At 42.2% G+C, this 13,705-nt stretch carries 10 protein-coding genes and 3 pseudogenes; 5 read left to right on the top strand and 8 right to left on the bottom strand.

Annotated features, from left to right (window positions below; genetic code table 11):
- The first annotated feature begins 169 nt into the window (after positions 1–169).
- Positions 170–394 carry a helix-turn-helix domain-containing protein gene (locus JCM16418_RS03485; RefSeq protein WP_036646272.1) on the top strand — a complete coding sequence of 75 codons (225 nt, stop codon included), beginning with the start codon at positions 170–172 and terminating at the stop codon, positions 392–394.
- 163 nt (positions 395–557) lie between these two features.
- Here JCM16418_RS03485 and JCM16418_RS03480 read toward each other — a convergent pair whose 3' ends face one another.
- Complete coding sequence (locus JCM16418_RS03480; RefSeq protein ID WP_036646270.1) at positions 558–896, bottom strand: LytTR family transcriptional regulator DNA-binding domain-containing protein; 339 nt, start codon at positions 894–896, stop codon at positions 558–560.
- A gap of 104 nt (positions 897–1,000) precedes the next feature.
- On the opposite strand from JCM16418_RS03480, the gene JCM16418_RS03475 reads away from it, so the two are divergent.
- On the top strand, positions 1,001–2,215 hold the full coding sequence (locus JCM16418_RS03475; RefSeq protein ID WP_036646269.1) for a tyrosine-type recombinase/integrase: 1,215 nt from the start codon (positions 1,001–1,003) through the stop codon (positions 2,213–2,215).
- Between the two features lie 94 nt (positions 2,216–2,309).
- Here the strand turns inward: JCM16418_RS03475 and cymR are convergent, their stop codons facing one another.
- Entirely contained in the window at positions 2,310–2,729 is a 420-nt protein-coding gene (gene cymR, locus JCM16418_RS03470) for a cysteine metabolism transcriptional regulator CymR (protein WP_036646267.1), read from the bottom strand.
- Positions 2,730–2,982: 253 nt separating this feature from the next.
- Here cymR and mnmA point away from each other — a divergent pair, with 253 nt between their 5' ends.
- On the top strand, positions 2,983–4,110 hold the full coding sequence (gene mnmA, locus JCM16418_RS03465; protein ID WP_036646264.1) for a tRNA 2-thiouridine(34) synthase MnmA: 1,128 nt from the start codon (positions 2,983–2,985) through the stop codon (positions 4,108–4,110).
- 156 nt (positions 4,111–4,266) lie between these two features.
- Here mnmA and JCM16418_RS03460 read toward each other — a convergent pair.
- Together JCM16418_RS03460 and JCM16418_RS03455 are read right to left on the bottom strand one after the other, a co-directional pair.
- Positions 4,267–5,573, bottom strand: a pseudogene (locus JCM16418_RS03460) (replication-associated recombination protein A).
- Between the two features lie 193 nt (positions 5,574–5,766).
- Positions 5,767–6,081 (bottom strand): CD3324 family protein, encoded by a 315-nt coding sequence (locus tag JCM16418_RS03455; RefSeq protein WP_036646262.1) that lies wholly within the window; start codon positions 6,079–6,081, stop codon positions 5,767–5,769.
- 548 nt (positions 6,082–6,629) lie between these two features.
- Between JCM16418_RS03455 and JCM16418_RS03450 the strand changes: the two genes are divergently transcribed.
- A complete protein-coding gene (locus tag JCM16418_RS03450) occupies positions 6,630–7,736 on the top strand; it encodes a DUF1648 domain-containing protein (protein WP_036646259.1) in 1,107 nt (368 codons plus the stop codon).
- A gap of 84 nt (positions 7,737–7,820) precedes the next feature.
- Here the strand turns inward: JCM16418_RS03450 and JCM16418_RS03445 are convergent.
- A pseudogene (locus tag JCM16418_RS03445) lies at positions 7,821–9,988 on the bottom strand (HelD family protein).
- Positions 9,989–10,277: 289 nt separating this feature from the next.
- On the opposite strand from JCM16418_RS03445, the gene JCM16418_RS26235 reads away from it, so the two are divergent.
- The gene (locus JCM16418_RS26235; protein WP_256203029.1) at positions 10,278–10,400 is read left to right on the top strand and encodes a hypothetical protein; all 123 of its coding nucleotides are present in this window, start codon (positions 10,278–10,280) and stop codon (positions 10,398–10,400) included.
- Positions 10,401–10,459: 59 nt separating this feature from the next.
- Here the strand turns inward: JCM16418_RS26235 and JCM16418_RS03440 are convergent, their stop codons facing one another.
- The 3 genes and pseudogenes from JCM16418_RS03440 to JCM16418_RS03430 all read right to left on the bottom strand — a co-directional run bounded on the left by JCM16418_RS03440 (position 10,460) and on the right by JCM16418_RS03430 (position 13,698).
- Complete coding sequence (locus JCM16418_RS03440; protein WP_036646258.1) at positions 10,460–11,419, bottom strand: 3'-5' exoribonuclease YhaM family protein; 960 nt, start codon at positions 11,417–11,419, stop codon at positions 10,460–10,462.
- Between the two features lie 102 nt (positions 11,420–11,521).
- Positions 11,522–12,820, bottom strand: a complete 1,299-nt coding sequence (locus JCM16418_RS03435; protein ID WP_036646257.1) for an NCS2 family permease — start codon at positions 12,818–12,820, stop codon at positions 11,522–11,524.
- A 123-nt stretch (positions 12,821–12,943) separates the two neighbouring features.
- Positions 12,944–13,698, bottom strand: a pseudogene (locus JCM16418_RS03430) (tRNA threonylcarbamoyladenosine dehydratase).
- Positions 13,699–13,705 lie beyond the last annotated feature (7 nt).

The following is a 13,705-nucleotide window of genomic DNA, read 5'->3' as shown; positions in this document are numbered from 1 at the left end:
AAATTCTCCAGTTCCAAGCAACAGCGTTTGAATTTCTCAGTATCAACCTTCATAGCTTCACCTTCCAATTCATCGATGTGAATTTTTAACAATCTTAACATACGAACACATGTTCGTAAATGTTAAGATGTAATTACCCCTAATAACTAAATAGCAAGGGAGCAGCGCGATGCGGTACGAGCCGGATCGTTGTCGTCTCCAGCAACTTTACAAAGAAACTGGGATCACTCAGAGAATGGTGCACATCATTACAGGGATTCCAGAGAGCCAGTTATCCGATTACGCTAAGAATCGCACAACGATGGGTTATGCGACTGCTGTGACCGTTAGTAAAGCCTTAAAACTAACAAGTTGCGAATTGTTATATACCTGGCGTAAGACTAAAGTTGACTGAGACGCGGAGGATTCCCCTCCCGATCCGGCAAGAACTTCAAGATTTCTTGAAGTTCAACCTTACATCATTCGTTACCTTTATTATATATGTGCATCTTTGAATTTTTTGTCATATAGTGTCGATTGTTTTGTGCAACATAGGGGGGTTGAAATGCGTGGTTTCCTTATCTGTAACGGCTTCTCAATGCTATTGGTATTTCAGAATTATCGACAAACGTCACTTTTAACTCGCCTTTTGACCGTCTAATTTGTTTTACTCGATTTTTATTAACGATAGTCGATTTATCAAAATACTCAAATCCGAATTGCTTTAATGCTGATGAAATGTCCTTTAAAGTTAAAAGTGGAGCATATGAACCCGTGGTGGTATGGTAGACTGGTATCAATTCTGCCGATTTTTTGGGTCTAAATACACTGATATAGTTGATTTCAAATAATGATAAAATTCCGAAATCGCTTTCAACTCCGGTTCTTCCTGTAACCTTAACACCAATTATTTTCATTTGTTCTCCTCTGCAAATCATGATGTACATTGTCTTATCGTAGTTGCAGAGCGAAAAAAAAATCTCGTTGTAAAATATGGAATTCACATAAGAAGGTGAACAGCATGGCGAGTTTTAAGAAGATACCTGCTAACAATAAGCAAGGATATAAGTGGATATGTACTATCGAGGGTCCTCCCGATCCTGTTACCGGGAAGCGCACTCAGATACCAAGGCGCGCAGACACTCAGAAAAAGGCAGAAGAGCGTTGCAAGATGGCGCTGGATGAGCTATTGAAGCACGGTAACAATACTAAGAAGGTGAAGGCTCTTACCTTTGCTGAAGTGGCACAGGAATGGCTTGAAACATATTCTAAGGGTAAGGTTAAAAGAAGAACGATCCGTCAAAGAGAAGTCCAAATAAAAAGCCTTAACCACTACTTCAATAAAGCTAAAATAGGTACTATCACACATCGCAGTTATCAAGCTGCATTAAATGATTTAGATGATCATAAATATTCTTCTAACACAATCAGTGGCGTACATGTCACAGCTAACATGATCTTTAAGTATGCAATTAAAAATAAATATAGGTTAGACAACCCTACAATTGATGTAGTCATGCCCAAGAAGCTTCAGACCGTGGAGGAAATAGAAAATGCGGTTATCGAGGAGAAATATCTTAATAAACAAGAATTAGAAGAATTTTTCAAAGCGGTCATTGAGCATGGAGAAGACCAGGAGCAAGAAATATTTTATTTACTCGCGTTTTCAGGTATGAGATCAGGTGAACTGTGTTCACTTAAAAAAACGGATCTGAACTTTGAATTAAATAGAATAAGAATCACCAAAACAATGGATAGTGACAACATGAGGAAATATGAGTTAACTCCGCCGAAGACCAAAGGATCGGTAAGAACTAATTCAATAGATGAGTTTGTCATGCAAATGATTAAAGAACATTTAATACGACAATCGGAAAAGAAGAAAATTCAAAAGAATTTATTCGAGGATTATCATGATAAAGGTTTTATATTTGGCAATGATGATGGATATCCCTTTAATTCAGCATCCATAAGGCACAGAATGGCAAGAATATTAAAGCACACATCAATAAAGAAAAAAGCCACTCCACATATCTTCCGCCATACCTATGTGAGCATGCTTGCAGAGGCTGGTGTTGATCTTAAAACGATCATGGCTAGGGTAGGACACGATGATGAGAAAACCACGTTAAACATCTATTCACACGTCACTGAGCAGATGCAAGAGAATGCAGATCAAAAAATCAAGAATTATTACAAAGATATTCTAAATCTTGATTTTTTGCAGAGAATGTGATTTTTTATGTGATTTTTTGTAGTTTAAGGGCTCCCTTTAGGAGCCCTTTTCCCTTGATACATAAGCATTTTTAAAAATTGAAAGCAATTTATAACTAGATGTAGAACATATAATTATCGACATTGCCTTGCTCACGATAATTGATTAAATCTGCAAGTGTCGTAGAATCCATTACGTTTGCAATACTGTCTCGAATTCGCATCCATAGGTTGCGCTTAGCAGGGTCATCCTCTTCAGTGAAATCCACTGGTGAGATCGGTCCTTCCAATACGCGAATCACATCCCCTGCTGTAATTTCTGCCGCTTCACGTGACAAAATATATCCACCGTATGCACCGCGGATACTTTTAACCAAACCTGCATTTCGCAAAGGCGCGATAAGCTGCTCCAAGTAATGTTCAGAAAGCTGATTTTTCTCAGCAATGCTCTTTAGCGATGTTGGTCCTTCCCCATATCTAGCCGCAAGCTCCATCATGATTGTTAAGCCGTAACGTCCTTTTGTTGATATCTTCAAAGGTGGCACCTCTTTCAATTTATAGTGTTTCCTAGTATGATGTATTATCGGTTACTCATCGGATCCATATCTATGTATTCCGATCTCTACCCTTTGCTTATGTTAACATATCCGGCCCCCTTTTGGTAAAAAAACCACAGGGTATGTTCTTCCACAGTGGACAAATTGTCCGTTTGTAACTGAATGTTCACGGCTAGCGATTATGGTAAAATACGATCATGGGCACAATTTCATATAGAAATGGTGATGAAAGTTGTCAGAACAACAAAATAAACGTGTCGTTGTCGGCATGTCTGGAGGAGTAGACTCCTCTGTAACTGCACTATTGCTTAAACAGCAAGGCTATGATGTGATCGGTATCTTCATGAAAAACTGGGATGATACCGATGAATTCGGCAACTGTACAGCGGAAGATGATGCGGAAGATGTACGCCGCGTGTGTGAACAAATTGATATTCCTTATTACACGGTAAACTTTGAGAAGGAATATTTTGATAAAGTATTTTCCTATTTCTTGGATGAATATAAGTCAGGCCGTACCCCAAATCCAGATGTCATGTGTAATCGTGAAATCAAGTTTGGTGAATTTCTGAATAAAGCAATGGATCTAGGTGCGGAATATGTAGCGACAGGCCACTACGCCCGTGTCGTTGAAGAAGACGGCAAGTTTACTCTTCTTCGCGGTATTGATGGAAACAAAGACCAAACCTATTTCTTGAATGCCCTAAATCAGCAACAATTATCCAAAGCGATGTTTCCAATTGGTCATTTACCTAAGCCTGAGGTTCGCCGCATTGCGGAAGAAGCTGGGCTATATACGGCTAAGAAGAAAGATAGTACGGGAGTCTGTTTTATCGGTGAACGTAATTTCAAAGAGTTCTTAAGCCAATATTTGCCTGCCCAATCCGGAGATATGGTTGATATTGCTACAGGTGAAGTGAAAGGTCGTCATGATGGGTTGATGTACTACACACTCGGACAACGTCAAGGTCTAGGTATTGGCGGTTCTGGTTCAGGTGAACCATGGTTCGTAGCGGATAAGAATTTAAAAGACAACATTTTGTATGTTGTGCAAGGAGATCAACACCCGAGCCTATACTCCACAGGTCTAGTCGCTACGGGAGTGAACTGGATTGCAGGTGAAGGAGCCGTGCCCAAGGAGCCCTTTACATGTACAGCGAAGTTTCGCTACCGTCAGCCAGATCAACAAGTGACGCTTCAGTGGCTTGATAACGGAGATGTGCATGTTGATTTCGCCGTCAAACAGAAAGCTATTACACCTGGACAAGCGGTTGTTTTCTTTCAAGGTGATGTTTGCCTTGGTGGAGGCACCATTGATCAGGTCGAGAAGATTCCTTATACACCCTTTGTGTCACAATAAAAAAAGCACTGCCATGAGCTATCGCGTTCTTAAGAACGCGATAGCTTTTTTGGCATGTGCTCTATCATTCGCTTTGTTTCCCATGTAATCCTGCATGAATACTTTAAATTGGATATAAATTCGTTATTCACATTTCTCGACTTATTCTGCATATATCTATTGTTCACGTCGCCGCTGCTGGTTCAATTGTATCTTAGACTCGTTACCCTGCTCCGTTGCTTGATAGAATACTCTACGCGAAATCTCCTTCGGAAGGTAATTTTGTTTCACATAATGTCCAGGGAAATCATGCGGATATTTATATCCTTCATGCCCCAACTTCACGGCCCCTTTATAATGTGTATCGCGTAGATGTAGGGGTACCTCTGCCGATTTAATGTCTTCCATCGCAGTCATAGCCCGTGAAATTGCCGTATACACGGCATTCGACTTAGGACTTTCCACGGCGAATAGGATCGCTTGTGCAATGTTTAGCTTTGCCTCCGGCCAGCCGTTATTACGGTAGGCATCCAGCGCACTTACTGCCTGTACCATCGCTTGTGGGTTGGCTAGGCCGATGTCTTCACTGCTCGCTGCAATCAGACGACGGAGGAAGACCATGGGTCCATTCCTAGCTTCTCAACTGCATAGAGAAACCAAAAAAGTGCTGCATCACTTGAACCGCGAATGCTTTTATGGAAAGCCGATAATACATCATACTGAGTCGACTCGTCCGCTCGTACAATTGGTCGGCGGATCGATTCCTCTGCCACCTCAAGCGTTATGTGAACCGTGCCATCGTCTGCAGGCGGGGTCGTCATTGCTGCAAGTTCAAGCGCGTTCAGCGCGCGTCTAATATCGCCATTAGCCATCGTTGCGATATGCTGAAGTGCCTCTTCATCAGCCATCAACTTCATAAATCCAAGACCCTTTTCCGAATCCGTTAAGGCTCGCTTCATCGCAATCATGGAATGTTCCTTCGTCAAAGATTCCAATTGGAACAACGTGGAACGGCTCATTAAGGCTCCATTCACATAGTGGAATGGATTCTCCGTCGTCGCACCAATGAAGATAATGGTGCCCTTCTCAACTGCCGGAAGCAACGCATCCTGGCGTGAACTGTTAAAGCGATGCACCTCATCTAAAAATAAAATAGTCTTCGTGCCATACATTGATTTATTGGTTTGTGCCCGATCAATCACTTCACGTACTTCTTTGACCGATGCTTCGACCGCATTTAATCGCACAAACTCCGCCTGTGTTTGCTGTGAAATAATATGTGCTAACGTCGTCTTACCGCATCCCGGAGGACCGTAAAGTAGAATCGATGTTACTTGATCCGCCTCAATTGCACGCCGCAATAGCTTACCCGGACCTATAATATGTTCTTGTCCTATATATTCATCCAGTTTAGTAGGACGCATCCGATCCGCGAGAAGACGCATACCCGGATTTGATTCCTGCTGGAACGAAAATAAATCCATCCCTATTCACTTCCTTGAAGTAAAAATATTTCACACTCACTCTGCTAATGATTAAGCTGTCCTTCTATCATAACACACCAAACCGGTGAGATCATTCGTTCCTATGATTACTGCTGTTTGACAAAATAAAAACCCCTACAGCAGCCTAGTATGGAAATCTCCATATACTGCTCAGGGGTTTAATTTAACAAGCTTATTGACGAGCCGGAAATTTCTGATCTGCTTCATCCGCACAGCGTTCAGCTCGTTTTTTAAAAATGACCTTACGTATACTATCCTGAGACAAGTGAAAAGCCTGTTTCAGGTATTCAATCGTATGTCCTTGACAGTGAAGAGTAAAGATCTCTTCATTCCTCGTTTCGATCATTTGCCTTGTTCCGCTATTTACACCCCACCCGACGCGTTCATTACTCTTCTTCGGGATATAAATCAATTCACCCTCAATATATTTCTGAAGTTCCTTCAGCAAACTAGGGGGAAGAACTTCCCTCCCATTTTTGTAATTCACGATAAATGTCCTCCTTACACAGATGTTCATGATTGATTACGAACCAGCTTTTTACTTTGAACATGCTGTTGTCCCCTCCTTTCGAATATTAACAATCTATTGTTAAACGATGATTAGGGAGGCCTCTCTAGGCCTCCCTTTACGTCTGAGCTCCGCTTATGCGGAGACCACCTCGTATTGTGTGATCAAAATTGCATCAGCCTCCTTTCGATAAGAATCGTCGGCCGTCCGACAATCTTATTAACTCATATTCTGAGTGCAACAACAAGTGAAAGAACAGGTATACATATTCTTTACCAAGCTTGATGTACTCGCCATAATTTAGTTGTGAGATGAGTAGCACAGCACAGCAAAAAAATCTGGATAACTTGTTAATTTAACCCTTATCGTCACTAAAATCAATTATAATTAAATTTATATTCAAGTCTAGCACCTATCCTAAGTTTTTAGGATAATTATAAGCAAAAGGCATAGTGATGAATTGCCAATAATTATAGGGGTTATAGAGTTTTCGAATACACACTTATGTATAAGAGGAGGCGAATGATATGACGATAATGCCTGTTATAGTAATGATCTTTGTATTTGTACCTACCATTGTACTCATGGTAAGCATGCCTTATTTAACAAGAGAGACGATTAGTTTTGGGGTCACCGTCAGCGCTGTACAATTCCACAGTGAGCCTCTGCGCCGTATGCGGAAGTCATATGCTAGAGCTAGTGCTACCTTGCATACCATTCTATTCATTGTTTGTATTATCTGCCTAATATACGGTGATGAACTTTCCAAGCAACAAAGCTGGATCATTGTCACTTATTCACTCGCCATGGTCGTGCTCTCTCTATTCATAAACATTAGCTATCATTTCAAAATGAGAAGCTTACTACTTAATCTGCCTATTGCTCCGGAACCATCGATCATAGCAATGGACACAGAATTTCGGAAAAGAAACATTGGCTTGTCTAGTACTTGGTTCCTCATTCATGCTTTCATTATTGTTGTTAGTATTGTAACTGTGCTACGCAACTACGATCTAATTCCTGATCAGATCCCGATTCATTTCAACAGCAGTTGGAACGTAGACCGCTTTGCAGCTAAATCTTATAGTTCTGTATTTATGCCTACGATAATTCAAGTGTTCATAACACTTTTGTTCATATTTGAGAATTGGAGTATTCGCAGAGTGAAGCAGCAGATTCAACCCACTAATCCGAACCGTTCCATCAGACAAGACGTAACTTTCCGCCGTGCTTGGTCATATTTTATGATTACAGCAAGCTTCTTAATAGTTATCCTGTTATCCGTCGTGCAGCTAAACATGATATCTCATCTTAACATCAATTTCGCTATCCCCATTATCCTAATCATAATAGCCCTTATCATCCTATACGCCTTCACCTTAACATTCTGGGCTGGTCAGGGCGGAAGCCGCTTGGAGCAATCTGCCGATTTCTCCAATGACAGACCTGTCCATGATGATGATAAATGGCTATTAGGTATGATTTATTTCAATCGCCAGGATCCAAACCTAATCGTCGAGAAAAGGGTCGGAGTCGGCTGGGGATTAAATTTCGGTCACCCCGTAAGCTGGCTGATTGGGCTCGGAATTATTGTACTGTTAGTTGTGGTGTGGGTAAAAAGGCTTAGAAATTAATACTCACCGGCGTATCCTATCTTTATACCGCTGGTAGCCAAAAAAAGGGATTGCCCCTCCTCCGGGGCAATCCCTTGACTAAAACTACTTCCAACCACTAACTACGATATCCTGTTGCGAATGCAAGAGATATTCCGGTACCGGCTCATGGTGCATAATCCACAGTTCATGCAGCGCACGCGTACAACCGACATACATCAGCCTGGCGTCCCAAGCCTTGTCCCCGTAGTGTCCCAGATCTGCATCGGCCACAATAACCGCGTCAAACTCTAATCCTTTAGAAAGATAGACCGGAAGAACGGAGAGCCCACCTTCATAGGCCTTTTTGCCACCATCAATCAGATGTAAATCAGGCATAGACGGCTGTAGCTGCTCAAAGATTATTTTGGCATCATGAAGTGTTCTTGTAAGAATAGCTACAGTTCTGTATTCTCCACCCGTAAGTCTCCGCATTCCCTCCATTAGATCCCGCATGCGGGCATCTTCACCCTCTCCATACGCAATCATGCGAACCGGGTTCCCACTGCGGAATACGGGTACTGCTAGCAGTTCACTCTGTACTCCTTTTTGCAGGATACCATTGGCAAATTCGATGATTTCCATCGTCGAGCGATAGCTTCGCGTTAAGGCAAAGTATGCCGTATGTTCGGGAGTAAAGAGTGAGCTCATTTCCTCCCAAGCATGCACACCTTTATACGCATGAATCCCTTGAGACAAATCACCTAAAATGGTGAAAGAATGTCCACGAACAAATAGATCGAGCACCGATACCTGAAACGGTGAAAAATCCTGTGCTTCATCAATAACAATATGATCGAACCGCTGTTCACTGGATATATCATTGAGTAAGTAGTGAATATATAAGAGGGCAGGAAGGTCTTCCTCGCGGATAATTCCCTTCTTTAATTGCGCCTTAGTTGTTTTTAATACACCCGTTGGTATGGTTTCAGTTAATTCATTAGACCAATCTAGGGGGCTTTCACCGCCTGAAAAATTTGTTTATATAGAGTCAGCGGTTCGTATTTCGGCCATTTGCCAGCATAGGCTTTTTCACGAGTTGCTGCTTTCTTTTTCCGATCCTTGAGCGTAGCAGTAGATGGAGATTTCTTCAGTTCCATCTCTACCCAGCGGTGAATCCTTGCCATGACTCGTTCTTTGCGTTTCGCTAGTGGATATGGCTTATACTCTTCATTAAACCATTGAAGAATGGAAGCCTCTGGCAATAATGCTCCCTCCCATGGAATAAAATCTCCCGAAGGCACAGATGTAGATTCCATTGATGTCACAATCTGCTGAATCAACTGCATAAACTTGACCGAGCCTTTGAACCTATCAGATGTATCGTCGCTCAGTTCAGGGGTTCCGCCCTCTGCTTCAAACCAATAATTTAATTTATCCGTTGTATCGCCGAGTGCAAGTTCTAGCTCAAGCACATTCAGTGCCCAGTCCGCAAACGTGCTTTGTTGGATGTCCCCGACACCAAGTTCAGGAAGTACATCCGATATATAATCAAGAAACATATGGTTGGGTGCAAAAATAATCATTTTTTCAGCAGTAACCTGCTCCTTATATTGATACAAAAGATATGCAAGTCGATGAAGCGCCACAGTGGTTTTACCACTTCCCGCTACCCCTTGAATAATGAGTGCCGTATTCTTGGCAGCGCGGATAATTTTATCTTGTTCGGCCTGAATCGTCGACACAATATCCCGAAGCTTGTTATCTTTGTTCTCTCCCAAACGATATACGAGAAATTCATCCGAAACCGCAGGCTGATCACTTTCGCGATTATACGTATCCGACACCCGCTCCAAAATTTGTTTACGGATGACTACGTTTCGCTTCAGGTAAACTAAGCCTTCAATAATTCCTTCAGGAGCTTCGTATTCAGCAGCATCGTCTCCACCTGTAAACGAGTAGAATAGACTTGCTACTGGGGCCCGCCAATCAATGACCATTGGCTGGTCGCCCACCTCTGCATGATCTACACCGATTTTACCGATATAGAGAGGACTACGTTCTGCTTTGCTTCGTTCCTGAAAATCTAAACGTCCAAAGTAAGGCTCAGTAAAGCTTTTTGCAAGTGCCTGACGTTTCTCTTCTCGACTTGCTTCTAAAACTTGTTCCGTAAAATCATGCCCCGTGTATACGTCAATTTCTCGCAGCCTACTTAGCTGCCGATCAATCTCGGTAATCGTGTCATTTAGCCTACGTTCTTCCTCTTGATAGGCACTTTGAAAATCATTGTCCAATTTCAGTTACCTCCTAAAAGTTTTGCGGAGCAAAACTCACTTCGTAAGCGATACTTACTCCGTAAGCGATACTTAAGTTTTGCGAAGTAAAACTTACTTCGTAAGCGATACCATTGTTTTGGCAAAGGATACCCAGTATATCACAACAGATGCTTATTCACCATTACCAACTCAATCCCCCCATGTGCCATTAACACTTGATATAAAGGTAAGTCTTTTTTATTTTAATGACCCAAATATTGTAATTTATTGTATAATAATCCTATCCATTTATAAGGAGTTGACTCTTATGAAGAAACTGGGTCTAGCTGACAAACTATTAATATACAGTATGCTCGGCGCAGCCTCGTTCTTTGTCGCCGCATTTTTCGTGGTCAGATATATTATTAAATACGTTTCGTTTGCTCCTTAGAGAAAAAGACCAGCATGATCTGCTGGTCTTTCTCGACATAATAATAATAAATATTCCGTCTACTCTTTACTTGCCTTATAAAAAGCTTTGTTCTCCAACGAACGAACTGGTGGACTCCACTGTTCACTTGCCAGCATTGTTCCGACTGCATCTTCTGCGGCCTGCAATTTAGCATCCAAAGTATCGATCAGATGAAGCGCAACTGCTTCTGGAATCTGCGGTTGTACAGGACTACCCCACTCACCCAAATTATGATGAGAGAGAATGAGATGCTGTAATAATACGATTTTCTCAGAGTTAACATCCATGCCATTTAGAACAGCGGCCTCTGTAATCCAATTGGATGCCAGTGAAATATGTCCAATCATTTTGCCTAAGAAGCTGTAATCGGACACGATGCCAAGTTCAGCATTCATTTCTTCCGTCTTTGCAATATCATGCAATACGATACCAGCAATTAATAAATTTCGGTTCAAGAATGGGCGCTGAACACAGATAAACTCTGCTAATTCGAGCATCCGTACCATATGATAGGAAAGCCCTGCATAGAAGGCATGATGCATTGATTTGGCCGCTGGATAATGCATGAGCTTGTCGCCCACTTTTTCAATACAATGATTCACAATAAGCTGTAATTCATCATCATCAATACTAACCACGGCCTGTTTAATCGTATAGAGCAAATCCACGGGTTGAACAGGAGCCGAACGCACAAAATCAGCGATATTATAACCATCCTCATCCGTAGCAGGACGTATTTGGTTAATTTTGAACTGAGGTTTATCTCGGTACATTTGCACGAGACCACGTACTTTAACTAACATTGGTGCGAAGAATGTTTCCTTATCCGCCGTAGTAGCTTCCCAGAACTTAGACGTAATCTCCCCACTTGTATCAGACAAAATCATATCAAAATATTGTTTAGGTGGTGTCGCATTGGTCTGTTTAAAAATCGCCGACTTTAGCATATAGAATCCAACGATTTCCTGACCTTCGGTAAAAGATTGAATGAGTGTCATATTGATCCTCCTGAATTACATATTCCTTTTAAAAACTAAGAGGGCCGCTCCTTTCACAGAAGCGGCCGTTTTCCACTTGAACGAAAGAAGCCCGTTTACGCCCTACAGGAAAGCATGTAGAACGAAATTGGCCACGAAAAGAATCGCGATGCCGTACAAAACTGGCGAGACATCCTTACCTTTACCTTTAGCCAGTTTCACGACTGGGTACGTTATGAAACCGAACGCCATTCCATCTACGATACTATACGTGAAAGGAATCATGACCATAATTAGAAATGCCGGGAATGCTTCGGTTAAATCTTCAAAATCCATCTCTTTTATATTTTGCACCATCAGACCGCCAATAACAATCAGAATCGGCGCAATAGCACTATCTGGAATATACGTAAGTAATGGAATAAAGAAAAATGTAGCCCCGAATAGAATGGCCGAAACCAGAGAAGAAAGTCCTGTACGTCCGCCTGCTGCAATGCCCGCTGTCGTCTCCGCAGCCGCTACTACGGGACTGCTACCAAATATACCTGCAAAAATATTAGTAATCGACAATGCACGAAGACTACCTTTGAAATTCTCTGGACGTCCAATCATACTCGTTTGTGATGCAATCAACCCTATATTTTCAAATACCACAATAAGCAGTAATAAAAACACCGCGATCCAGAACACCAGATTACCTAGCCCAGACCAAGACAGATGTGCAAAAACCTGTCCGTATTCTTTAAAGGTCTGACCAGATTGCATCTGCTCTACAGGCTGTGCAGCCCCAAGGATATAAGCAAGTCCCGTTCCAACCAGAATACTGATCAATAGGCCACCCTGCACACCACGTATAAACAGTACTAGGGCTAGTAGCAGTGTTACACATGCCACGATAACTGCAGGGTCACTGAAATGACCAATCGTAACAAATGTCGTTTGATGCGCGATTACGATCCCACTCTTCTGCAGGCCAATAAAAGTCAGAAACAATCCGATCCCGACTGTGATACCATGCTGGAGATTTTGCGGAATGGCCTCACTGATTATTTTGTATAACGAGGTGAATGCGACAATCGCAAATAGCAAACCTGTAATAGCCACCACGGTTAACGCCTCTTGCCAGGTAAGCTTCATCGAATGAACAAGCGTATACGTGAAGAAAGCATTAATACCCATACCTGGAACGACAACGATTGGAGACTTACCTCCAAAAGCCATTAGCAAACAACCAACGAGGGAAGTGAGCAGCGTAGCTACCATTCCCGCCTTTAGCGGCATACCGGCATCGTGCAGAATCGTGGCATTTACCATGACAATATAAACCACGGAGAAATACGAAACCGCACCTGCGATCCATTCTTTCTTCCAATTATCCTCGGGTCTGATTCCGAGACTTTTATGCCAAAAACCTGATTTCACTTCATATCCCCCTACATAACGTATATCCCATTGTACCATATTGATCTTGTTTTATTTGTCATAAAAAGGGCGTGAGCGCGGAATAATTACTCCCGCGTCACGCCTGTTAGATCATATATGCTGTTATAACTGAATGTCTGCTGACTCCAGCAATTCTTTTACGACGACACTAACCATAATGAGTCCTGGTATCGGAGGAACAAAAGCGTTACTTGCCGGAGGCTGCTTCGCTTTACGAATAGCTGGCGCATTGTCCGGTACGATTTGCTCTGTTACATCTTCACGTGGCTTCATTGGAAGTTCGGTGGAGAATACCACCTTCACGCCTTTTTTAATACCATCCTTACGGAGTTTCGTACGAATGACTCGAGCAATCGGATCTACGCTCGTCTTTGAGATATCAGCTACCTGAAATTTAGTTGGATCCATTTTATTAGCTGCACCCATGCTTGAAATCAGTGGAATCTTCCGATTAAGACACTCTTTAATCAAATGGATCTTAAACGAAATTGTATCCGAAGCATCAATGACATAGTCGAGATCATATTGGAACAACTCCTCATAGGTCTCATCCGTATAGAACATGTTGAGCGCGATAGCTTCACAATCTGGATTGATCAGTTTCACACGTTCAACCATCAGATCAGCCTTCTTCTGGCCAACTGTGGTCGTAAGCGCATGAATCTGGCGATTGATATTCGTCACATCTACCACGTCTTTATCAATTAAGATAATACGGCCAATTCCTGTACGAGCGAGAGCCTCAACAGCCATAGAGCCTACACCGCCAATGCCCAGTACTGCAACCGTACTATTTTTCATTACTTGTAAGCCTCAGGACCAATAGCAAGCTCCGTGCGGGAAAATTGATGGAGCACTTAGAAT

Source organism: Paenibacillus pini JCM 16418 (assembly GCF_000576305.1).
GTDB classification, from domain to species: domain Bacteria; phylum Bacillota; class Bacilli; order Paenibacillales; family Paenibacillaceae; genus Paenibacillus_AQ; species Paenibacillus_AQ pini.
The sequence above is the reverse complement of the archived record's forward strand: the minus strand, read 5'-3'. Positions and strand labels throughout refer to the sequence as shown.